The 21,925-nt window shown below is 72.7% G+C and carries 19 protein-coding genes and 1 pseudogene; 9 read left to right on the top strand and 11 right to left on the bottom strand.

Annotation, left to right across the window (positions count from 1 at the left end):
• Positions 1 to 24: 24 nt before the first annotated feature.
• Entirely contained in the window at positions 25 to 855 is an 831-nt protein-coding gene (locus JYA75_RS12395; protein ID WP_006935994.1) for a hypothetical protein, read from the top strand.
• Here JYA75_RS12395 and JYA75_RS12390 read toward each other — a convergent pair.
• The 3 genes from JYA75_RS12390 to JYA75_RS12380 form a co-directional block, all read right to left on the bottom strand.
• On the bottom strand, positions 837 to 1,526 hold the full coding sequence (locus JYA75_RS12390; protein ID WP_029545153.1) for a response regulator transcription factor: 690 nt from the start codon (positions 1,524 to 1,526) through the stop codon (positions 837 to 839). The two genes, JYA75_RS12395 and JYA75_RS12390, sit on opposite strands and share 19 nt — an antisense overlap.
• Positions 1,527 to 1,603: 77 nt before the next feature.
• Entirely contained in the window at positions 1,604 to 2,791 is a 1,188-nt protein-coding gene (locus JYA75_RS12385) for an ATP-binding protein (protein ID WP_029545155.1), read from the bottom strand.
• 149 nt (positions 2,792 to 2,940) lie between these two features.
• Complete coding sequence (locus JYA75_RS12380; protein WP_006936001.1) at positions 2,941 to 3,687, bottom strand: phosphoglyceromutase; 747 nt, start codon at positions 3,685 to 3,687, stop codon at positions 2,941 to 2,943.
• 132 nt (positions 3,688 to 3,819) lie between these two features.
• On the opposite strand from JYA75_RS12380, the gene JYA75_RS12375 reads away from it, so the two are divergent.
• Together JYA75_RS12375 and JYA75_RS12370 are read left to right on the top strand one after the other, a co-directional pair.
• The gene (locus JYA75_RS12375) at positions 3,820 to 5,586 is read left to right on the top strand and encodes an FAD-dependent oxidoreductase (protein ID WP_203330073.1); all 1,767 of its coding nucleotides are present in this window, start codon (positions 3,820 to 3,822) and stop codon (positions 5,584 to 5,586) included.
• A 138-nt stretch (positions 5,587 to 5,724) separates the two neighbouring features.
• Positions 5,725 to 7,341: an FAD-dependent oxidoreductase gene (locus tag JYA75_RS12370; RefSeq protein ID WP_043803252.1), complete on the top strand. Its 1,617-nt coding sequence runs from the start codon at positions 5,725 to 5,727 to the stop codon at positions 7,339 to 7,341.
• Between the two features lie 4 nt (positions 7,342 to 7,345).
• Here the strand turns inward: JYA75_RS12370 and JYA75_RS12365 are convergent, their stop codons facing one another.
• A complete protein-coding gene (locus JYA75_RS12365; RefSeq protein ID WP_050035624.1) occupies positions 7,346 to 8,932 on the bottom strand; it encodes an AMP-binding protein in 1,587 nt (528 codons plus the stop codon).
• 197 nt (positions 8,933 to 9,129) lie between these two features.
• Here JYA75_RS12365 and JYA75_RS12360 point away from each other — a divergent pair, with 197 nt between their 5' ends.
• Positions 9,130 to 10,137, top strand: a complete 1,008-nt coding sequence (locus tag JYA75_RS12360) for an AraC family transcriptional regulator (protein WP_044475929.1) — start codon at positions 9,130 to 9,132, stop codon at positions 10,135 to 10,137.
• A 142-nt stretch (positions 10,138 to 10,279) separates the two neighbouring features.
• Positions 10,280 to 11,452: a serine hydrolase domain-containing protein gene (locus JYA75_RS12355; protein WP_037201874.1), complete on the top strand. Its 1,173-nt coding sequence runs from the start codon at positions 10,280 to 10,282 to the stop codon at positions 11,450 to 11,452.
• 77 nt (positions 11,453 to 11,529) lie between these two features.
• On the opposite strand, the pseudogene JYA75_RS12350 reads toward JYA75_RS12355, so the two are convergent.
• From JYA75_RS12350 to JYA75_RS12335, 4 genes and pseudogenes are all read right to left on the bottom strand, one after another.
• Positions 11,530 to 11,865: pseudogene (locus tag JYA75_RS12350) on the bottom strand (transglycosylase family protein); the annotation flags it as partial.
• A 379-nt stretch (positions 11,866 to 12,244) separates the two neighbouring features.
• Positions 12,245 to 12,763: a YbjN domain-containing protein gene (locus JYA75_RS12345; protein ID WP_006936013.1), complete on the bottom strand. Its 519-nt coding sequence runs from the start codon at positions 12,761 to 12,763 to the stop codon at positions 12,245 to 12,247.
• The gene (gene mshA / locus JYA75_RS12340) at positions 12,760 to 14,097 is read right to left on the bottom strand and encodes a D-inositol-3-phosphate glycosyltransferase (protein ID WP_006936015.1); all 1,338 of its coding nucleotides are present in this window, start codon (positions 14,095 to 14,097) and stop codon (positions 12,760 to 12,762) included. Before mshA ends, JYA75_RS12345 begins: the two co-directional genes overlap by 4 nt.
• Positions 14,098 to 14,190: 93 nt before the next feature.
• A complete protein-coding gene (locus JYA75_RS12335; RefSeq protein ID WP_029545165.1) occupies positions 14,191 to 14,892 on the bottom strand; it encodes a helix-turn-helix domain-containing protein in 702 nt (233 codons plus the stop codon).
• 63 nt (positions 14,893 to 14,955) lie between these two features.
• On the opposite strand from JYA75_RS12335, the gene JYA75_RS12330 reads away from it, so the two are divergent.
• Entirely contained in the window at positions 14,956 to 16,134 is a 1,179-nt protein-coding gene (locus JYA75_RS12330; protein WP_050035625.1) for an acyl-CoA dehydrogenase family protein, read from the top strand.
• Here JYA75_RS12330 and JYA75_RS12325 read toward each other — a convergent pair.
• Both JYA75_RS12325 and JYA75_RS12320 read right to left on the bottom strand, forming a co-directional pair.
• Positions 16,109 to 16,930 (bottom strand): alpha/beta hydrolase, encoded by an 822-nt coding sequence (locus tag JYA75_RS12325; RefSeq protein ID WP_006942311.1) that lies wholly within the window; start codon positions 16,928 to 16,930, stop codon positions 16,109 to 16,111. The two genes, JYA75_RS12330 and JYA75_RS12325, sit on opposite strands and share 26 nt — an antisense overlap.
• A 5-nt stretch (positions 16,931 to 16,935) precedes the next feature.
• Entirely contained in the window at positions 16,936 to 18,126 is a 1,191-nt protein-coding gene (locus JYA75_RS12320; protein WP_037201057.1) for an MFS transporter, read from the bottom strand.
• Between JYA75_RS12320 and JYA75_RS12315 the strand changes: the two genes are divergently transcribed.
• Genes JYA75_RS12315 through JYA75_RS12305 form a run of 3 tightly spaced genes read left to right on the top strand, consistent with a single transcriptional unit; the run spans position 18,125 to position 20,434 of the window.
• The gene (locus tag JYA75_RS12315; protein WP_185712914.1) at positions 18,125 to 18,907 is read left to right on the top strand and encodes a PIG-L family deacetylase; all 783 of its coding nucleotides are present in this window, start codon (positions 18,125 to 18,127) and stop codon (positions 18,905 to 18,907) included. The two genes, JYA75_RS12320 and JYA75_RS12315, sit on opposite strands and share 2 nt — an antisense overlap.
• Before the next feature lie 25 nt (positions 18,908 to 18,932).
• Positions 18,933 to 19,394, top strand: a complete 462-nt coding sequence (locus JYA75_RS12310; protein WP_029545173.1) for an SRPBCC family protein — start codon at positions 18,933 to 18,935, stop codon at positions 19,392 to 19,394.
• Positions 19,395 to 19,399: 5 nt separating this feature from the next.
• Entirely contained in the window at positions 19,400 to 20,434 is a 1,035-nt protein-coding gene (locus JYA75_RS12305) for a tocopherol cyclase family protein (protein WP_185712915.1), read from the top strand.
• 83 nt (positions 20,435 to 20,517) lie between these two features.
• Here JYA75_RS12305 and JYA75_RS12300 read toward each other — a convergent pair whose 3' ends face one another.
• Complete coding sequence (locus JYA75_RS12300; RefSeq protein WP_185713498.1) at positions 20,518 to 21,780, bottom strand: ROK family protein; 1,263 nt, start codon at positions 21,778 to 21,780, stop codon at positions 20,518 to 20,520.
• Between the last annotated feature and the right edge of the window lie 145 nt (positions 21,781 to 21,925).

Genomic DNA, 21,925 nt, shown 5'->3' with positions numbered 1-21,925 from the left:
CCGTCGGGTCCTGTGACAGCAGGTATGCCCGGCGCCGCACACAAGCAGGTCCCGGCCCCCGAAGTTCCCCTCGACTTCCCGCGCGAATGGGTCGAGTTCACCGACCCGGACAACAGCGAGCACGTCGTCGCCGCCGACCTGACGTGGCTGCTCTCCCGCTGGACCTGCGTGTTCGGCACGCCCGCGTGCCAGGGCATCATCGCCGACCGCCCGGACGACGGGTGCTGCTCCCACGGGGCGTTCCTGTCGGACGACGACGATCGCGCCAAGCTGGACGCCGCCGTGAGACATCTCACTCCCGAGGACTGGCAGTTCATGGAGAAGGGACTCGGCAAGAAGGGCTACCTCGAGGAGGACGACCTCGAGGACGAGCCGGCCCTGCGCACCCGCCGCTACAAGGGTGCCTGCATCTTCCTCAACCGGCCCGGTTTCGCCGGTGGTATCGGCTGCTCGCTGCACAAGATGGCGCTGCGGCGCGGCATCGAACCCCTCGAGGTGAAGCCGGACGTGTGCTGGCAGCTGCCGATCCGCCGGACCCAGGACTGGGTCGAGCGCCCCGACGGCACCGAGGTGCTGCGCACCGTCGTCACCGAATACGACCGGCGCGGCTGGGGCGAGGGCGGCCACGACCTGGACTGGTACTGCTCCGGATCGCCGGACGCCCACGTGGGCGCCTCGCCGGTGTGGCAGTCGTACGCGCCGGAACTGCGCGAGCTGATCGGCGATGCCGCCTACGAGGAGCTCGCGCGGCTGTGCCGCCGCCGCGAGGGGCTGGGCCTGATCGCCGTGCACCCCGCGACGACGGCCGCCGCCGAGCGGACGCCGGAGCCCGCCCCCTACCCCTCGAGCTTGTAGCCGAGGCCGCGGACGGTGACCAGGTGCTGCGGCTTGGCGGGATCGGCCTCGATCTTCGAACGCAGCCGCTTGACGTGCACGTCGAGGGTCTTGGTGTCGCCGACGTAGTCGGCACCCCAGACCCGGTCGATGAGCTGGCCGCGCGTGAGCACCCGGCCGGAGTTGCGCAGGAGGTACTCGAGCAGGTCGAACTCCTTGAGCGGCAGGGTGACCGGTTTCCCGCCCACGTGCACGACGTGCCGGTCCACGTCCATCCGCACCGGCCCGGCCTCGAGGATCCCGTCGTCCTGTGCGGACTCGGCGTCGCTCTCCCCGCCGCGGCGCAGCACCGCGCGGATCCGGGCGATGAGTTCACGCGCCGAGTACGGCTTGGTGACGTAGTCGTCCGCTCCCAGCTCGAGGCCGACGACCTTGTCGATCTCGCTGTCGCGAGCGGTCACCATGATCACCGGCACGCCGGACCGGCTGCGCAGCTGCTTGCACACGTCGGTGCCGCTCATGCCGGGCAGCATCAGGTCGAGCAGGACGATGTCCGCGCCGGCCCGGTCGAACTCCGCGAGCGCCGACGGTCCGTCGCCGACGACGGTGGTGTCGAAGCCCTCCTTGCGCAGCAGGAACGCGAGCGGATCCGCCAGCGATTCCTCGTCCTCCACGATCAGCACACGCGTCACTGCTGGTCCTCCGTACCTTCCGTTACCTGGTGCATCCGGCTCGCTTCCGTTTCTCGTCGTGGATGTCGGCGTGGTCGTCACCGCTCCGCCGTCAGCGCCGCCCCGCCCTCGCGGCGAGGGGAGGCGACCTGCGACTCGCGGGGGTCGGCCGAGTGGGCGGGGATGAGGAGCGTGAACGTCGATCCGGTTCCCGGCTGGCTCCACAACCGGATCTCCCCGTTGTGGTTGGCGGCGACGTGCTTGACGATCGCCAGGCCGAGACCGGTGCCGCCGGTGGCGCGGGAACGGGCCTTGTCGACCCGGAAGAACCGTTCGAAGACGCGCTCCTGGTCCTCCTTCTCGATCCCGATGCCGCGGTCGGTCACCGCGATCGCCACCTTGCCCGCGCGCAGGGACCGGCTGACCGAGACCGGCGAGCCCGGGGACGAGTAGGCGACCGCGTTCTCGATGAGATTGGCCAGGGCGGTGACGAGCAGCGTCTGATCGCCGAGGACCTCGTAGCCGCTGGGGGCGTCGGTGGTGACGGTGATCTGCGCGTTCTCGGCGGTCAGGCGGGTGCGGCGCAGCGCCTCCTCGACGACGTCGTCGACCTCGACCACCTCGAGGTTCGGGAGCTTCTCGGCCCCCTGCAGACGCGAGAGCGCGATCAGTTCGGTCACCATGTTGCCGAGCCGGTTGGCCTCGCTCTGCAGCCGGGTTCCGAAGTGCCGCACGGATTCCGGGTCGTCGGCGGATTCGAGCAGGGCCTCGGCGAGCAAGGCCATCGCGCCCACCGGCGTCTTGAGTTCGTGGCTGACGTTGGCGACGAAGTCCCGGCGCGTGGCCTCCATCCGGACCTGCTCGGAGTCGTCGTAGGCGTAGAGCGCGACGAAGCGTGCGTCGTCGTCGAGCAGGCGCCGCGCGACGCAGCGCACCGCGACGCGCTCGCGACCGCGCGGGCTCTTCGCGGTGAGGTCGAGCTCGGCGGGCTCACCGGTCTCGAGGACCCGGGTGGCGGCCGCCCAGGCCGAGTCCTCGACGAGCCGGTTGCGGACGAGGCCGAGTTCCTCGGCGCGCGGGTTGAACAGGATGACGTCGTGGAACCGGTCGACGACGGCGATGCCCGTGTCCGCGCCGTAGACGACGCGGTCGAGCACCTGGGCCATGGTCAGGTCGGCGTCCGTGCGGTCGGTGGCCCGCCCCCGGAGGAGCCGCATCAGCACGATCGCGAACACGGCACCGAGGACGGCGGCCCCGGCGAGCAGCACGGCCTGCACAACAGTCACGTCTCGAATCGTACGTAGGCACGGCGGGACGGTGACAGCGGGTCGGGGCATTCCGCCGCACGTCACGCCGCATGTTCGCGGCATTTGCCGCGTGTTCACCGGCCGTTTCCCGGGGGCCGCGGGACGGCTGCCCGCGGCCCCCGGAGGGACTACCGTCCGCCCTGGCCGGCGACGGCGGCGGCACCGGCCGCGGCCGCCTCGGGATCGAGGTACGTGCCGCCCGGGTTCAGCGGGCGCAGGTTCTCGTCGAGGTCGTAGCGCAGCGGGATGCCGGTGGGGATGTTCAGCCCGGCGATCTCCTCGTCGGAGATCCCGTCGAGGTGCTTGACGAGGGCGCGCAACGAGTTGCCGTGGGCCGTGATCAGAACGGTCCGGCCGGCCCGCAGGTCCTGGGAGATGGTCTCCTCCCAGTACGGGATCAGGCGCTCGACGACGTCCTTCAGGCACTCGGTGAGCGGCACCTCGTCGACGTCCGCGTACCGGACGTCGCTGTCCTGGCTGTACTTGCTGCCGGGCTCGATCGGGGGCGGCGGGGTGTCGTAGCTGCGGCGCCACAGCATGAACTGCTCCTCGCCGAACTCCGCCTTGATCTCCGCCTTGTTCTTGCCCTGCAGCGCACCGTAGTGCCGCTCGTTCAGGCGCCAGTCACGCACGACCGGGATCCAGTGCCGATCCGCGGCGTCGAGCGCGTAGTTGGCGGTGCTGATCGCGCGGCGCAGCAGCGACGTGTACAGCACGTCCGGCAGGAGACCGTGCTCCGCGAGCAGCTCGCCGGCACGCTTGCCCTCGGCGATCCCCTTGTCGGTCAGGTGCACGTCCACCCACCCCGTGAAGAGGTTCATCGCGTTCCATTCGCTCTCGCCGTGGCGGAGCAACACAAGTGTTCCGTTGGTCATGGGCCAATCCTGGCACGCCCGGGCGGCGGTGCCACGTCCGCACCGTTCGGCGAATCCGCCCCGCGGGCCGCACACATCGGATATATGTGACAACGGTTGTTTTCAGAACGACGTCCGGATCGGGGGATTCTCGTGTTCGACACCCGGCTTTCCCGCCGCACCTTCCTCACCGCCCTGGGCGCGGTCGCGGTCGCGCCCACGACCGCTCACGCCGCACCGCGCTCGCCCGCGCTGCGCTCGGGGGGCCGGCGCGTCGCCGTGCTCGGCGGCGGGATAGCGGGCCTGACGGCCGCCCACGAACTGATCGAACGCGGCTTCGAGGTCACCGTCTTCGAACCGACCGCCCTCGGCGGCAAGGCCCGCAGCATCCCGTCGCCGGGCACCGGGTCCGGTGGACGCGCCGACCTGCCCGGCGAGCACGGCTTCCGCTTCTTCCCGGGCTTCTACCGGCACATCCCCGACACGATGCGGCGGATCCCCTTCCCGGGCAACCCGAACGGCGTGTTCGACAACCTCGTCGCCGGATCCGCCTTCCGGATGGCGATCCCCGGCGGGCCCGACCTGACCGCCCCCGCGTCGATCGCGCCGCTGCGCCCCGACGTCCTCGACCCCGCCTCGCTGCAGGAGTCCCTGGCCGCCGCCTTCTCCCTCGGCGGCGCGATCCCCCCGCACGAGCTGGCCGTCTTCACCCGCAAGCTGGTGATGTTCCTGACCAGCAGCCTCGAACGCCGCCACGGCCAGTGGGAGCACCAGACGTGGTCGCAGACGCTCGAGGCCGACGGCAAGTCGCCGGCCTACCGCAACATCCTCGTCTCGGCGCTGACCCGGCAACTGGTGGCCGCCCGGCCCACCGTCGCGTCCACCCGCACCATCGGCATCATGGGCCAGGCGTTCGTGTGGAACGCGATGGGCACCGTCCCCGAGTACGGTCACCTGGACCGGCTCCTCGCCGCCCCCACGAACGAGGCCTGGATCGACCCGTGGTCCGCGCACCTGCGCGCCCTCGGCGTTCGATTCGAAATGGGCTGGGCGGCCGAGGCTCTCGACATCTCCTCGGGCTCGATCACCGGAGTACGGCTGGTGGACGGCGGCGGCACCCGCGCCGTCGCCGAGGCCGACTGGTACGTCGCGGCGATGCCCGTGGAGCGGGCCGTGCCGCTGTGGTCACCGCGGATCGTCGCCGCCGATCCGCGGCTCGGAGCCATGCGGAACCTGCAGACGGACTGGATGGTGGGCATCCAGTACTTCCTGCGCCGGCCCACCCCGATCGCCGACGGGCACGTCGCCTACCTCGGCTCGCCGTGGGCCCTGACCTCCATCAGCCAGGGCCAGTTCTGGCCCGGGGACTTCGCCGCCCGCTACGGCGACGGCAGTGCCCACGACTGCCTGTCGGTGGACATCTCCGACTGGGACACCCCCGGCATCCTCCACGGGAAGACCGCGAAGGAGTGCACCGCCGAGGAGATCGCCCGGGAGACGTGGGCGCAGATGTCGGCGTGCCTCGACGACACCGGCACCGGCGTCCTCGACGAGAACGACGTCGTCTCGTGGTTCCTCGATCCCGGCGTCCGGTGGGACGCCGCGCAGGCCCGCAACACGAACGACACTCCCCTGCTCGTCAACACCGCCGGCTCGTGGGCCGACCGTCCGGACGCGCGCACCGCGATCCCGAACCTCTTCCTCGCCGGCGACTACGTCCGCACCGACATCGATCTCGCGACCATGGAATCGGCCGGCGAATCGGCGCGGGCGGCCGTCGCCGCGCTGCTCGAGGCCGCCGACTCGCCCGCCGCACCGCCGGCGCGGTACCGCCTGCACGAGCCGCCCGAGCTCGAGCCGATGCGGCGGATCGACGCCGACCGCTACCGCGCCGGGCTGCCGCACATCCTCGACGTGTGACGTCGGGCGCGCGCTGCCCGGCGGCGAGAGGGTCCGGAGCGTGGTCCCGTCGGCACGGAAGCAGGATGCGGCGAACGGGCACGCGCCGGAGGCGGATTCGGACATACTTCCCTCGAACGCGACGAAAGGGTATGCCCGATGAGCGAGACCTCGGTCCTGGTGGTCGGCGCCGGCCCGGTCGGACTGACCGCCGCGCTGGAACTGCGCCGGCGCGGCGTCGACGTCGTGATCGTCGATCGGCTCCCGGAGCCGCCGCAGTACGCCAAGGCGGTCGGTATCCAGCCGCGCACGCTCGAGGTGTGGGACGCGATGGGCGTGCTCCGGCCGTCGCTCGACGTGTCCGCGCCGATGCACGGGCAGCTCGTGTACGTCGACGGGCAGGAGGTGATGCGCCTCGAACTCGCACTGCCCGAGGACGTGCCGTACCGATTCGTCTGCATGCCCCAGTACGCCACCGAACGGGTGCTGACGCAGGCCCTGGCCGAGCACGGTACCGTCGTGCGCCGCGGCGTCGAACTGACCGGCTTCGACCGGACCGCGGACGGCGTGGTCGCCGCCCTGCGCGACGGCGAGGACACGACGCGGCTGGCCGCCCGCTATCTGGTCGGCTGCGACGGCGCGCACAGCGCCGTGCGCAAGGGCCTCGGGGTGTCCTTCGACGGCGACGCTTTCCCCGAGGAGTACATGCTCGCCGACGTCGAACTGGACTGGTCGATGCCGGCCGGTTACGGCATCCGCGCGTCGACGCGGACCGACGGCACGACGACGGACATGATGGTGTGCATCCCGCTGCCCGGCGACGGCCGCTACCGCCTGTCGACGTTCGTCGCGCCGGACCTGGCGACGTCCGCGCCCGGCGTCGGAACCGTCGCGCACGGACTCGAGGGCGGGCGCCGGCCCACCCTCGGTCACATCCAGGCGGTGCTCGACCGGCTGGCGCCGGAACCGACGCGGGCGAGTGCCCTGCGCTGGTCGTCGGTGTTCCGGATCAGCCACCGCCTCGCCGGGAACTACGGTGGGGGCCGGGTGTTCCTGGCCGGGGACGCCGCGCACATCCATCCGCCCACCGGGGCGCAGGGCATGAATACCGGCATCCAGGACGCCTACAACCTCGGCTGGAAGCTCGCGCTGGCGGTGCAGGGCCGCGCCGCCGACGGCCTGCTCGACAGCTACGACGCCGAGCGCCGCCCCATCGGGGAGGAGGTGGTGGGCCGCACCGTGCGGCACGCCCGGCAGGGCATCGGGGCCGGCGAGACGGACGCGGCGACCGCGATCGCGCGCGAGGCCCAGTTGCTGCTCGGCTACCCCGGCAGCCCGCTCGTGGGCGGCGACGTGCCGGACGGCGGCGGTCCGGCCCCGGGTGATCGCGCCCCGGACGCGACGGGACTGCGACAGGACGCCGTCGCGTCGCCGCTCCGGCTGCACGAGCTGCTGCGCCACCCCGGTCACACGGTGCTGCTGTGGGCGCCGACGGTGCAGGCGCTGGCGTCCCAGCGGGAGCTGGCCGAGCGGGCGGCGGACCGTTTCGGCGACGCGCTGCGGGCGTACGTGCTCGTGGCGGGACCCGCCGGGACGCCGGCCGACGGCAGGGTGCTGCGCGACGACGCGGGCCGCGCCGCGCAGGCGTACGGGTTCGGCGGTGCCGCCGCGGCCGTGGTGGTGCGGCCGGACGGCTACGTCGGGTTCCGGGCGCAGGATCCGACGATCGAGGCGCTCGCGGCGCATCTCGGCCGGATCCTGCGGCCCGGACGTTAACCGGCTACGCCGTCGGCGTGCGCAGATCCTTGCGCAGGATCTTGCCCGCGGCGGACTTCGGAACGATGTCGATGAACTGCACCCGGCGCACCTTCTTGTGCGGCGAGACGCGCTCGGCGACGAACTCGATGACCTCGTCCTCGGTCAGCTCCGCGTTCGGCTGGCGCACGACGAACGCCTTCGGCACCTCCTCGCCCTCGTCGTCGAGCACGCCCACGACCGCGGCGTCGGCGATCTGCGGGTGGGTCAGCAGCAGCGCCTCGAGCTCGGCCGGCGGCACCTGGTAGCCCTTGTACTTGATCAGTTCCTTGAGCCGGTCGACGATCGTGACGTTGCCGGCCGCGTCCACCGTGGCGATGTCGCCGGTGTGCAGGAACCCGTCGGCGTCGAGGGTCTCCGCGGTGGCCTGCGGGTTGCCGAGGTAGCCGACCATCACGTTCGGGCCCTTGCACCACAGCTCACCCGGCTCGGAGACACCCTCGCCGGTCGGGTACGCGACCTCCTCGAGCGTGCCCGGGTCGACCAGCTTGCACTCCATGTTGGCGATCGTCGGGCCGACCGAGTCGAGCGGCACGTCGTCGCCGTCGAACGGGATGGCGTGGCTGACCGGGCTCATCTCCGACATGCCGTAGCCCTGGCGGATCTTGCAGCCGAGCCGCGCGGACACCGCACCGCCGAGTTCCTTGTCCAGGGGCGCGGCACCCGAGAACACGGTGTGCACGCTGGACAGGTCGAACTGGTCGACGAGGGGGTGCTTGGCGAGGGCCACCGCGACGGGCGGCGCGATGAACACGTACGTGCACTTCTGCTCGGCGACGATCCGCAGGAACTCCGGCAGGTCGAACTTCGGCATCGTCACCAGCGACGCCCGGTTGTACAGGGCCGCGTTGAGCAGCACGGTCATGCCGTAGATGTGGAAGAACGGCAGCACGGCGAGGACCTTGTCGGCGGCGCCGATGCCCATGCGCGGGTTGATCTGGCACACGTTGGCGACCAGGTTGGCGTGCGTGAGCATCACACCCTTCGGGCGGCCCGTGGTGCCCGACGAGTACGGCAGCACCGCCAGATGGGTGGCCGGATCGAACGACACCTCGGGGGCGGGCGCGTTCTCGGCGAGCAGGTCGCGCAGGGACGGGTGCCCCTCGGCGCCGTCGAGCACGACGAGGCGGTCGTCGGCGATGCCCACCTTGGCCGCGGCCTCCTTCGCGTGCGGCAGCAGCGGGGAGACGGTGAACAGGAACGTCGCCTTGGAATCCTCAAGCTGCTTGGCGATGTCCTCGGCGGTGTAGAGGGCATTGATCGTGGTGGCGGTCGCGCCCGCCCGCAGGATGCCGTGGAAGACGGACGCGAAGGCGGGCACGTTCGGCGAGAGCAGGCCGACGACGTCGCCGACCCCCACGCCGCGCGCCGCGAGGGCCCCGGCGATCGCGTCGATCTGCCCGATCAGGGCGCGGTAGTCGGTGACGGCCCCCGACGCGCCCTCGATCAGCGCCGGGCGACCGAGGTCCGCCTCCGCGATCGAACCGAACAGGAAGTCGTAGACACTCAGTGCCGGGATTTCGACGTCGGGAAACGGGCTGCGAAAGCTCATGGGTTCTCCTCGGGAGCAGGACTCTGTGGCACGCCGTGCCAGACGTGCCGGGAGTACGGTACCTGACCGCTGTGAAGGCAGTCACACGCACGCCGGACATTACCGCGTCGGGGGCCGTCGCGTGCCCGGTCGCGCGCGCCCGGACCCAGCCGATCGGGCAGTGTCGGCGCCCGCCCCGGCGCTCTAGGCTCGGCCGGATGACGGACGTCGTGCATTCGCTGGACCCGTTCTCCGGCTGCGCCCCCTCGCCGGCGACGGTCTCGACGGACTGGGACGAGATCCGGGCGTGGTCGGACCAGGTGTACATGCCCTATCGCGTGCGGCCGAGCGGGCGCCTGCTGCGCCCGCGATCGAGCATGTTCTCCGCCGCGATCGGCGACATCGTGCTCACCCGGTTCCGGTACGGGATCCCGGTGACCGTCGACCAGCTCTCGGCCGAGGCCGGCAACATCCTGGTGCTGACGACGATCCGCGGTCACGCCCGGCACCGGGTCGCAGCGGGCGAGGTGGAGATCGACTCCGGCGCCACCTTCGTGGCCGACTGCAGCCGGATCGAGCACCGCGTCGACTTCGACGACGAGCATCTCCAGCTCAACCTGACGGTGCCGCACCGGCTCGTCGCCGACCTCGCCGACCGCTGGTTCGGCGTCGTTCCCGACGACCGTCTGTGGCAGCACAAGTGCGTCGTCGGGGCCGGATCGTCGGGCTGGAACGCGCTGCTCGCGTATGCGGTCCGCGCGATCCGCGCCGATCCGGTGCGCATCGCGCAGGGCCCGCCGGGCGCTCACCTGCAGGAGCTGCTCCTCGGTCACCTCGTCACCGAATGGGCCGCCGCAGCGGGCGTCGCGCTCGACGCCGACCGGCAGCCGGCCGCGCCGGCGTACGTCCGCCGCGCGGAACAGTACATCCGCGAGCACGCCGCGGATCTGCCCACGGTCTCCGAGATCGCCGCCGCCGTGGGCGTCAGCGTGCGCGCACTGTCGGGCGGGTTCCGCCGCCACCTGGACACGACGCCGAACCGGTACCTGAGCGACGTGCGATTGCAGCACATCCGCGACGAACTCGCCGCGGCGTCGGCCGAGTGCACCGTCTCCGCGGTGGCGGCCCGCTGGGGCTACGTCAACATGGGCGTCTTCGCCGCCGCCTACCGTCGCCGATTCGGCGAGAACCCGTCGCGGACCCTCGCCCGGGCCCGCGGACGGTGAATGCCGAAATCCGACAGCGCGTGCCGATCGGAGGTGGCCCACGTCACACCCCTGTCCGTAGCGTCCGCATCCGACGCCGGTGAGCCCACCGGCGGCGGACCCGCGCACAGGAGGAACCGTGACAGACGACTTCGCGAGCACCATGGATGCAGCCCTACGGGAACTCACCCACAGCCCGGGGGGCCTGCCGGGCGTGGTGGCCATGCTCACCGACCGGGACGACGTGGTGTATTCGGGGGTGGCCGGGGAACGGGCGGCCGGGTCCGGCACGGCCATGACCGCCGATACCGTGTTCGCCGCCTTCTCCACGACGAAGGCGATCACCGGCACCGCAGCACTCCAGTGCGTCGAGGAGGGCCTGCTCGACCTCGACGTCCCCGCCGCCCGGTATGTGCCGGAGATCGGGGACCTCCAGGTTCTCGAGGGCTTCGGAACGGACGGCGAGCCCCTGCTGCGCGCGCCGAAACGGGACATCACCACCCGCATGCTGCTGCTCCACACAGCCGGCCTCGGGTACGACTTCTTCGACGAGAACTACCGGCGTCTCGCCGAGGAGCACGGTCAGCCCAGCGTCATCACGGCGTCGAAGGCCGCGCTGCGGACCCCGCTGCTGTTCGATCCGGGCGAGCGGTGGATGTACGGCTCGAACATCGACTGGTGCGGGCTGGTGGTCGAGGCCGTGCGGGGCCGGCGCCTCGGGGAGGTGATGCGCGAACGGATCTTCGAGCCCCTCGGGATGGCGGACACGGCGTTCACCCTCACCGCCGACATGCGCGACCGGCTCGCCGTCGTCCACCAGCGCGGCGAGGACGGGACCGTCGTACCGATGCCCGAGATGGTGCTCCCCCAGGATCCGGAGGTCCACATGGGGGGCCACGGTCTGTACACGACCGTCCCGGACTACCTGAGGTTCCTCCGGATGTGGCTGCGCGACGGGGACGCGCCCGGCGGCCGGGTGCTGGCCGCCGGAACGGTCGCCGACGCGGTGCGCGGCGGTTTGGACGGGCAGCAGATCACCGCCCTGCCGGGCGTGATCCCCGCGCTGTCGAACGATGCGGAGTTCTTCCCCGGGCTACCCAAGAACTGGGCATACACGTTCATGGTCAACGAGGAGCCGGCGCCGACGGGTCGGCCCGCCGGGGCGCTCGGCTGGGCCGGCCTGGCGAACCTGTACTACTGGATCGACCGCCAGAACGGCATCGCCGGTTTCTGGGCTACCCAGATCCTGCCCTTCGCCGACGCCGTCTCGTTCGGGGGATACCTCGACTTCGAGGCCGCCGCCTACCGCCGGTCGGCCGCGTCGCGGATCCGGTGAGAACCCGACGAACCCCGCGTGCGGTGCACGCGGGGTTCGTTCGGCTGCTACGGGCGTGAGCCCGGGCGGTGGGGTCAGAGGTACTGACCGCACACCGGCCACGCACCGACGCCCTGGCCGGCGAGGACGTTCTCGGCGATGGCGATCTGCTGCTCCCGGGTCGCCTGGTCGGCGGTGGGGGCGTACTGCTGGCCGCCGTAGGCGTTCCAGGTGCTCGGCGAGAACTGCAGGCCACCGTGGTAGCCGTTGCCGTTGTTGATGGCCCAGTTCCCACTGCTCTCGCACTGCGCGACGGCGTCCCAGTTGCCGGAGGCGGCGTTGGCGGTGCCGGTGCCGAGTGCGAACGGGGTGACGGCCAGGGCCGCGGTGGCGGCGACGGTGCCGAGGGCGCGCTTGAAGGTGAAGTTTGCCATGATGCGGTTGAATTCCTCTCGCGTCTGCTGGCGAGGCACTGCGGCGGCCGACGATGTCGATCCCGCTGCCCGGATTCGGAGCTGTGCCTCGTCCCTGCCCCTCGATCAGGTATCGAGTTCCGGTCCCGCGGGGCAGAGTCAGCGGCGACGGGCCGGTGTTGCTTGCCCGGTGGTATCGGGCTGATTACGACGCTAGAGACTCATCACGGATCGGTCACGCGCTGTTTTCCGGCACGCCCGTCTCACATTCCAAGATCGGGCGGCAGCGTTTTCCCAGGTGACGTCCGAGTAATCGCCGTTTCGAAACCGTGTAGTTACACGGCCGTTATGTGACCATGCTCACAGTAATATTGTGGCTCGGGTCACCGATATCGCGGCGTTACGGCTGCGCGTCCTCCACCACGAAGGGCCGGCCGTCCTCGATCAGGTGCCGGAAGGGTTCGAGATTGCGGAGCGACTCGCCCCGCGAGACCCGCCACTCCCACTCCCGCTTGATGGAGGTGAGGAATCCGAGTCCGAGAATGACGTTGAAATCGTGGTCGGCGGCCTCGAGCACCTGGCCGAGCACCGTGTCCAGTTCGTCCGGAGTGACCGAGGCCTCCGACATCCGGCCGACGAGGTAGATGTCCCCGATCTTGTCGAGGGTGTACGCGACCCCGTACAGCCGCCGATTGCGGCGGAGCAGGTACCGGTAGACGCCCTCGAAGTTCTCGTCGGGCTTGCGGCACACGAACGCCTCGATGCGCAGGCCGTGGTTGCCGGGACTGAGCAGCGTCGTCGTCTTGAGCTTGTTCTCCCCCGGCAGGTCGACGACGAAGTGCCCACCCTCCTTGCGGGAGAACTCGAGGCCGCGATCGCGCAGCGTCGCCTCGATCGTCTCGCTCAGTCGCTCGCTCACGCCCGTACCCCCGTCGTCCGCCGGATCTTCCACACTCCGCGTTGCCGGCGCAGCGGGAACTCGCCGGTCCCGAGCGAACGGTTCCGCAGCGCACCGGCCTTACGGTAACTGGCGAGCAGACCCTCCGCGGTGTGCTCCCAGGAGAAGTTCTCCGCGTGCAGGGGCGCGGCCGCCGCGAGCGCAGCCCGCCGTCCCGGGTCCGTGACCAGCGCGCGCAGCGCGGCGGCCCAGTCGTCGGTGCGATGGCCGTCGACGAGCAGCCCGGTCTCGCCGTCGCGCACCGCGACGCCGAGGCCACCGACGTTCGCGGCCAGCACGGGGGTTCCGCAGGCCTGCGCCTCGATCGCCACCAGGCCGAACGACTCGGAGTAGCTCGGCACCGCCACCACGTCCGAGGCGCGGTAGACCTGCACCAGCCGCTCGGGTGGCTGCGGGGGCAGGAACGTCACCCGGGCGGCGATTCCGAGCTCGGCGGCCAGTTCGATCAGCGAGTGCGGCCGCTCGAGTCCCGTGCCGGAGGGCCCGCCGACCACCAGCACGCGCAGGGGTACCTCCGGGTCGGCGGACATCGCCGCCGCAGCGGCCCGCAGCAGCACGTCCGGTGCCTTGAGCGGCTGGATGCGCCCGACGAAGGTCACGATCGTCTCGCGGGGGTCGAGGCCGAGGCCCGCCCGGGCGGCCGCCCGGTCCCCCGGCCGGTAACGGGACAGGTCCGCACCCGGCGCCACCACGTCCACCCGCGACGGGTCGGCGCCGTAGCTGCGTTCGAGCTGCGCCGCCTCGTCGACCGTGTTGGCGACGAGCCGGTCGGACTCGGCGACCACCTGCTGCTCGCCGATCTGCCGGGCCGCGGGCTCGGGTACGTCACCGTCGGCGAGCGAAGCGTTCTTCACGGCGGCGAGCGTGTGCGCGGTGTGCACCAGCGGGACTCCCCACCGGTCCCGGGCGAGCCAGCCCACCTGGCCGGACAGCCAGTAGTGCGAGTGCACGAGGTCGTAGTAGCCCTGCGGGTGACGGGCCTCCTCCCGCAGCACCCCGGCCGCGAACGCGCACAGCTGCGTGGGCAGGTCGTGCTTGTCGAGCCCCTCGTACGGACCGGCCGCGACGTTGCGCACGAGCACGCCGGGTGCCGCCTCCTGCACCACGGGGTCGGCCGACGACGTCGCCCGGGTGAAGATCTCCACCTCGACCCCGCGGCGCGCGAGCTGCACGGCGGTCTGCAGAACGTAGACGTTCATCCCGCCGGCGTCCCCGGTGCCGGGCTGCGCGAGCGGCGAGGTGTGGACCGACAGGACGGCCACGCGGCGGGGACGGCTGTTCGACTTCGACGTCACTTCTCCATACTGCCCTGCCGTACATCCCCGCCCGGCTCCGCCCTCCCCTGCGCTCCGGCGCGCTGCGGCTGCTCGACGCGGCACCCCGGCCGTTCAGGAATGCTCGCCGGCCTCGAAACCCGCGACGGCGCGGCGCACCGCCGCGTGGAAGGGGCTCCACAGGAACCAGGTCCCGAACTCGCGCACCAGCGCGGACGGCCCGTGCACCTGCACGCTGCCGTCGTCGATCGCCTCGGCGAGGGTCCGGGTGCCGGCGAAGACGCGCATCAGGGCCACCGGTTCCCCGGTCACGTACAGGTCGACGTCGAACCCCGGCGGCTTGCGGCACACCGACGGCTCGCCCCGGTCCAGGACGATCCACAGGCGAATCGGGGCGGGACCGGTGTAGTCGAACTCGATCACCACCCGCCGCTGCGGCACCCGGTCGCGGTCCACCCGGCGGTGCATCCACCACGTCAGCGTCACCGGGTCGACCTCGGCGGGCACCGGTTCGGCGAACAACCACTTCACCGCCCACTCCCCGATCGCGACGAGGATCGGGGCGAGTTCGCGGCCGGCCGGGGTCAGGCGGTACTCGCAGCCGCGGGCCTGCGGGACCCGCTCCAGCACGCCCTTGCGTTCGAGGTGCCGCAGCCGGGTGGCCAGCAGGGTGCGGGAGATGCCGGGGAGGCCGCGCTCGATCTCGTTGAAACGGGTACTGCCGTAGACCATTTCGCGCAGGATCAGCGGGGTCCACCGGTCGGCGAGCACTTCGCTGCCGATCGAGACCGGACAGTACTGCCCGTACTCGCGCACATCTCCAGAGTAGGTCCAGAACGTGCACTGGGCGGCATCGATCTGCGCCCCTACCGTCGAGACATGACCACCGTAGACATCACCCAGTCCCCCCGCTCCCGCCCCCGCGAGGAACTCGCCGCCCGCGCCGACGAACTGGGCCGGCGGATCGCCCCGTACGCCCGCGCCCACGACCGCGACGGCACGTTCGTCGCCGAGGCCTACGAGATCCTGCGCTCCGAGGGCCGCCTCGCGCTCGCCGTCCCGCGCGAGCTCGGCGGCGACGGCGCGACCGTGCGCGACGTCGCCACCGTGCAACGCACCCTGGCGCACCACTGCGCGGCCACCGCCCTCGCCTCGTCCATGCACCACCACGTCGTGCTCGCCGCCGCGTGGCGGTACCGGCACGGCGCGCCCGGCGCGGACCGGATGCTGCGCCGCGTCGCCGGGGAGGGACTCGTGCTCGTCTCCACCGGCGGCGCCGACCAGACCCGGCCGCGCGGGACCGCCCGGAAGGTGCCCGGTGGCTACCGCGTCGACGGCCGCAAGGTGTTCTGCAGCCAGGCCCCGGTCGGCGACGTGCTCGCCACCATGTTCCCGTACGACGACCCCGACGAGGGCCGCATCGTGCTCAACATGATGGTCCCGATGAAGGCCGACGGGGTGCGGGTCCTCGACAACTGGGACTCGCTCGGCATGCGCGGGACCGGCAGCCACGACGTCGAGCTGACCGACGTGTTCGTCCCGGACGCGGCCGTGGTCGCCCGCCGCCCGTACGGGGTGATCGACCCGCCGTTCCAGCTGGTGCTCAGCGTCGCCATGCCCGTCGTCGCGGCCGTGTACCTCGGGGTTGCCGAGGCCGCGCACGCGCACGCGACCGCGCTCGTCGCCGGGACGCCGCGGGCCGGCGACCCGAGCGTGCGACGCCAGCTCGGCGTCGCGGCCACCCGCCTGCAGGTCGCGTCGTGGGCCCTCGACGGTGCCCTCGACGTCGTCGGCGACGACCCGGTGCCGTCGATGACCACGGTCGCCGCGGTGATGACCGCCAAGGCCGAGATCGCGCGGACCGCGATCGAGGTGTGCGACCTGGCCCTCGACGTCGCCGGGGGCCGCGGCTTCTACCGGTCGAGCCCGCTCGAGCAGTGCTACCGCGACGTGCGCGGGGTCAAGTTCCACCCGCTCACGCCGGAGGAGACACTGCTGCTCGCCGGGGCGCAGGCGCTCGGGTCGGCAGCGGCTACAGCGATCCCGCGAAGCGCGTGACCTCCGCGGCGAACCGCTGCGGGTCCTCGACGAACGGGCCGTGGTCGGTGCCCTCCCAGAACGAGGTCGTCGCGTTCGGCAGCAGCGACGCCGCGTGCTCGGCGGCCGAGACGTCGACGACCGAGTCGGCCGTGCCGTGCAGGACGAGCACGGGCGTGTCGAGGCCCCGCAGCAGCTCGTCGTTGCGCACCGTCCGCGCGAACATCGCCGCCCGCACGCGGGGCGGGGTGCACAGGCTGGTGCCGAACAGCGCCTGTGCCGCGACGCCCTTGCCCTCCCCGGGCCCGGTGAGGGCCGTGCCGAAGGCGCCCAGGGCGCGGATCGCCGTCGCCGCGTCCTCGGACATCGCGTCGGGGACGGCCGCGCGCATGGCCGCCCCGACCTTGCCGCCCTTCTCGCCCCGGCCGATGCTGGTGATCGCGCCGACCAGCACGATCCCGGCGACGCGGTCGGTGCCGTGGGTCGCGAGGTAGTCGCAGATCACCAGGCCGCCGTAGGACCAGCCGAGCAGCACCGCCCCGTGGGCGCCTTCGGCGTCGAGCACGGCCTGCACGTCCGCGGCCCACAGCTTCGACTCGTCGTATCCGGTCTCCGGGGCCCCGGAGTACCCGTGTCCGCGCAGGTCGACGGCGATCACCCGGTGGGTGCGGGCCAGCTCGTCGAGCACGGCCTCGCCCCAGCACCGCGACGACTGGGCCCAGCCGTGCAGCAGGACCAGCGGGCGGTGGGCGGGATCGCCGGTGACGCGGTAGACGATGGGGGTGCCGTCGGAGCTCTCGACCTCGCGGATTGTCATGCGGGTCACCCTAGCCGGGCGAGCCGGGCCACTCCCACCGCGCACGCGCATCCGACGAGCGCGGCCACCACCGCGACCCCGATGCCCGCGCTCGGCCCGGACCGGTCGATGACCTGACCGACGACGGCGGAGCCGACCGCGACACCGACCCCGAGTCCCGTGACCGTCCAGGTGATGCCCTCGGTGAGCCGGCCCGGCGGCACGATCCGCTCGGTCAGGGAGGTCGCGACGATCATGGTGGGGGCGACGGCCACCCCGGCCGACAGGTAGAGCACCGCGAGGGCCGGCACCGTGTCGGCGAGCAGCAGCGGCCACAGCAGGACCGCGACGGCCGCCGTCGCGCCGAGCAGCTGCCGCGTCAGCGGCGCCCGCAGCCGCACCGCCCCGAAGACGAGGCCGCCGAGCGCGGACCCGGTCGCGAACATCGCCAGCACCACGGTCGCGGCGCCGGGCGCGCCCCGCTCGGCGGTGAAGGCGACCCCGACCACGTCGACGACGCCGAAGATCGTGCCCATCGCCGTCATCGCCACCACCAGCACGACGAGCACCGGGATCCGCAGCACGCTCGCGCCGGGTGCCCCCGCGACGACCGGGCGTGCCGGGGGTTCGGTGCCGCGCTGGGCGGCGAGCGCGACCGTGCCGATCACCAGCAGCACCGCCCCGAGCAACGCGCCCGCCTCCGGGAACGCGGCGACGCTCAGCCCCACCGACAGCACCGGCCCGACGATGAAGCACAGCTCGTCGATCACCGCCTCGAGCGCGAACGCGGTACGCAACCCGTCGGTGCCGCGGAGCAGCTCGGTCCACCGGGCGCGGACCATGGCGCCGATCGTGGGCATCAGTCCCGCCGGGACCGCGCACGCGAACAGCAGCGCCTCGGGCGCCTCCCACCGCACCCCCGCCAGCATCGCGGCGGTCGCGGCCGCGCTGATCGCCGCGGCGACCGGCAGGACCCGGGACTGCCCGTGCCGGTCCGCGGCCCGCGAGACCAGCGGGGTGAGCGCCGCGTACGACAGCGCGAACACCGCGGCCAGGGCGCCACCGAGGCCGTAATCACCCCGCAACTGCGAGAACATCGTCACGATGCCGATGCCGACCATCGCGATCGGCAACCGCGCGACGAACCCCGCCAGGCAGAAGGCGGCGGCGCCCGGCGCGGTGAACAGTGCACGGTAGGAGCGCATTCGTGCCAGCATGCAGTACGTGAGCGTGCTGGTGTGTTTCCATGCCCATCCCGACGACGAGGTGTTCACCACCGGCGGGGTGATGCGCCTCGCCGCGGACGCGGGGCATCGGGTGGTGCTGGTCGTGGCGACGGACGGCGCCGCGGGCGAGGTCCCCGACGGGCTGCTCGGTCCCGGCGAGTCCCTGGTGCAGCGTCGCCGCGCCGAGCTCGAGGCGTCGGCGGAGACGCTGGGAGTCGCCCGCCTGGTGCCGCTGGGCTACGCCGATTCGGGCATGGCCGGGGCGCCGCAGAACGCGGACCCGGCCGCATTCTGCAACGTCGACGTGGACTCGGCCGCGGCCCGGCTCGCGGCCGTGCTCGCGGAGGAGAGCGCCGACGTCGTCACCATCTACGACCCCAACGGCGGATACGGGCACCCCGACCACGTGCAGGTGCACCGCGTCGGCGCCCGGGCCCAGGAGCTGACCGCGCACCCGTCGGTGTACGAGGCGGCGATGAACCGGGACCACATCCGTCGCCTGCTCGCCGCCAACCCGGACGTGGGCCCGGACGCGTCGCCCCCGGACCTGGACACGTTCGGCCTGCCGGAGGCCGAGATCACCACCACGATCGACGTGTCCGCGACGATCCCCGCGAAACGGGCGGCGATGCTCGCGCACGCCTCACAGGTCGGTGACTTCGGGCCGATGCTGGCGATGACGCCGGAACAGCTCGCGAGCGCCTTCGGCCTCGAATGGTTCCGCCGGCGCGGCGCGGAGCCGACGCTGCAGGAGAACGCCCTGCCCCTGTGATCGACCCGACCGAAGAGGAGCGCGAATGGGCCACCACGTCGAGCTGAGCCGTTTCGTCGACGCACCACCCGACCGGGTGTGGCGGGTGCTGACCTCCGTCGACTCGGCCCCGCAGATCCTGAGCGGGGTGCAGGGTGTCGAACGGCTCGCGGGCGTCGGCTACGAGGTCGGCACCCGCTGGCGCGAGACCCGCACGATGTTCGGCAGGGCCGCGACCGAGGAGATGACCGTGACGGCCGTGGAGCCGGGGCGGCACACGGCCGTCGAGGCCGAATCCGGCGGTGTGCGCTACCGCACCGAGTTCGACGTGGCCCCCGAGCGGGCCGGCACGACGCTGACCGTGCGGTTCTCGGCCGACGCCGGCCGTCCGGGACGGATCCGGCGGGCGCTGACGGCGCTCGTCGCTCCCCTGGCCCTGCGGGCGACGCGTAAGGCGCTGCACCAGGACCTCGACGACATCGCGGCCGCGGCCCGGGCCGGGATCTGAGCGTCGTGTCGCTGTGCTCGAGCTACCGCGCCACCGGCGCCGACCTGCCCTTCGGTGATCCGCTGACGGCGCACGACGTCGCGATGGAGGGGTACTTCTGGCGGTTCACCCAGCCCGGGACCGGACGGGTGGTGATCGCGCTGTGCGGCGTCAACCGGGCCGCCGACGGGTCGTGGGCGACCCTCGGCCTGGCGGCGCACCCGGGCGGATTCCTGCGTACGACGGCGCATCCGGAGGGGTTCGCCGACCCGCGGCGGCTCGGCGCGTCGGCGGGCACGGCGTTCCGCGGGGAGCCCGACCGGCTGCGCGTGGACCTCGGCGACGACGCACGCCTCGATGTGCGGGTGACGGCGCCCCGGCCGTGGCCCCGCCGCCGGTTCGGCGGATCCAGCGTCTTCCACGCGGTCCCCGCGCTCAACCAGTACTGGCACCCGTGGCTGCTCGACGGGCGAGCCGAGGGCGAGGCCGTGCTCGGGGGCGAGACGTGGAACCTGGACGGCGCCCAGGTGTACGCGGAGAAGAACTGGGGCCGAGGCGGATTCCCGGAGTCGTGGTGGTGGGGCCAGGCGCACGGCTTCACCGACTCCGCCGCGTGCGTCGCCTTCGCCGGTGGGCAGGTCCACGCCGGACCGCTGCGGACCGAGGTGACGGCGGTGGTGGTCGCCCTGCCGGACGGACCCGTGATCCGGCTGGGCAACCCCGTGGTCTCCCCGGTGCGGGCCCACGTCGCCGACGAGCGGTGGTCGCTGTTCGGGCGCGGGCCGCGGTGGACCGTCGAGATCGAGGCGACCGCCCCGCTGAGCGCCGCGCACGTCCTGCCGGTTCCGCTGCCCCTCGAGCGCCGCAACGTGCCCGGCGCCCTCGAGCACCTCGCGGGCTCGCTGAGCGTGACCGTCCGCGACCGCGGCACGCTGGTCTGGGCGGACGAGTCGCCCCTCGCGGCGCTCGAGCACGGCGGTCTGGCCCGCGCGCGGGCCGAACTGGACCGGCGGGGTGCGCCGGCGGACGCGACGGACGGCCCGCCACTGCACGGCGGCTGACCGGCGGCCCCGCATCCGCGCGCCTCCCGGTCGTCCGCGCGTGAAATCGAATCGTCTGCGCGGATAGCCATTCCGTGCGCGTATCAGACCAGCGCCCGGCGCATCGCGCCCAGCGGATCGGAGTACAGCGAACTCAAGGACACCACGCTCGCGGCGTGCGCCTGCACTCGGTCGCCGAATCCGGTGACCCGGACGTCGGCGCCCGACGGCGACGCGAGCGCGCGCGCGACGTGCGGTGCGGCCTCCGGGTACGCGGTGAACGCCTGGCCGCCGAGGATCACCCGGTCCGGGTTGAACAGGTCCCGGAGCATCGCGACGGACCGCCCCAGCACCTGTGCCCGCTCCACGAGGATCTCGTGGGCCTCGTGAGAACCGTTGCGGGCCAGCGCGTACAACGCGGAGACGGACGTGGCGCCCGCGTCGAGCAGGCCGGCGGCCCGCGCCCGGGTCAGCACCGCACGGTCGGCGACGGTGGCCTCGAGGCATCCGCGGGCACCGCAGGCGCACGGCACGGACGATCCGGTGGGCAGGTGCGACACCGAGCCCGGGCCGCCGCGCGGTGTGTGCACCCGGCCGTCGAATGCGATTGCGATACCGACGGTTTCGCGAGCGTAGAAGTACAGGGTGGCGCCCTCGACATCGGCGGTGTCGCGGTCGGGGGTGAGCAGCAACTCGGAGGCGGCCATCGCCTCGACGTGCGCGGCGACGGAAACCGGCAGGCCCAGGCCCCGGCTCACCACGGCCCCGACGGGCGCATCCTCCCAGCCGAGCCGCGGGTGGTCCACGGTTCCGGTGGCCGAATCGACGCGGCCGCCGAGCGCGACGCCCGCCCACAGCGGCGTGCGCCGGTGCCAGCGCGACGCGAAGGCCCTGGCGCTGCTGGTGATCGCCCCGAGCGCCGCCTCCTGGCCGCCGCGCGGGGTGGGGATCTCCACCGCGCCGATCACACGCCCGCGCAGGTCGCTCGCGACGATGCCGGTGACGGCCGCACCGATGTGGATGCCGACGGTCAGGTAGCGCTCGTGGTCGGTCTCGAACGGCACCCGGGGCCGGCCCACGGCACCGGACGCGGTCAGATCCGGCCGCTCCCGGAGCAGGCCCGCGGCGAGCAGCGCCGAGACCTGCCGGTTCACGGTGGCGATGCTCGCGCCCGTCGCCGTCGCCGCCTGGTCGCGGCAGATCGGCCCGCGCGCCGCGGCGACCCGGAACACCGCGGCGGCGGTGCCGTCGGCGACCTTCAGCTCGGGCGGCACGATCTGCACGCGCGTCGTCGATCGCACCCGGGCGGTGGCACTACGGGAACGGACGCCCGATCCGGAGGTCGGACGAATAATATTGGTGGACAGGACATTTGACGTAGCTACTGCAGTCACTGCGGCTCTTCCTCGAGATCGGGTCCGCAGACCCGGGGCGTGGCAGGGAGGCGCCGATCCGCTCGATCGTGAGGCAGAGACCCACCGGCCGACGGCCGGGGGGAAACGAAGCGGGGCG

Origin of the sequence: Rhodococcus sp. PSBB066, assembly GCF_017068255.1 — a bacterium.
Taxonomy (GTDB): domain Bacteria; phylum Actinomycetota; class Actinomycetes; order Mycobacteriales; family Mycobacteriaceae; genus Rhodococcus; species Rhodococcus aetherivorans.
The sequence above is the reverse complement of the archived record's forward strand: the minus strand, read 5'-3'. Positions and strand labels throughout refer to the sequence as shown.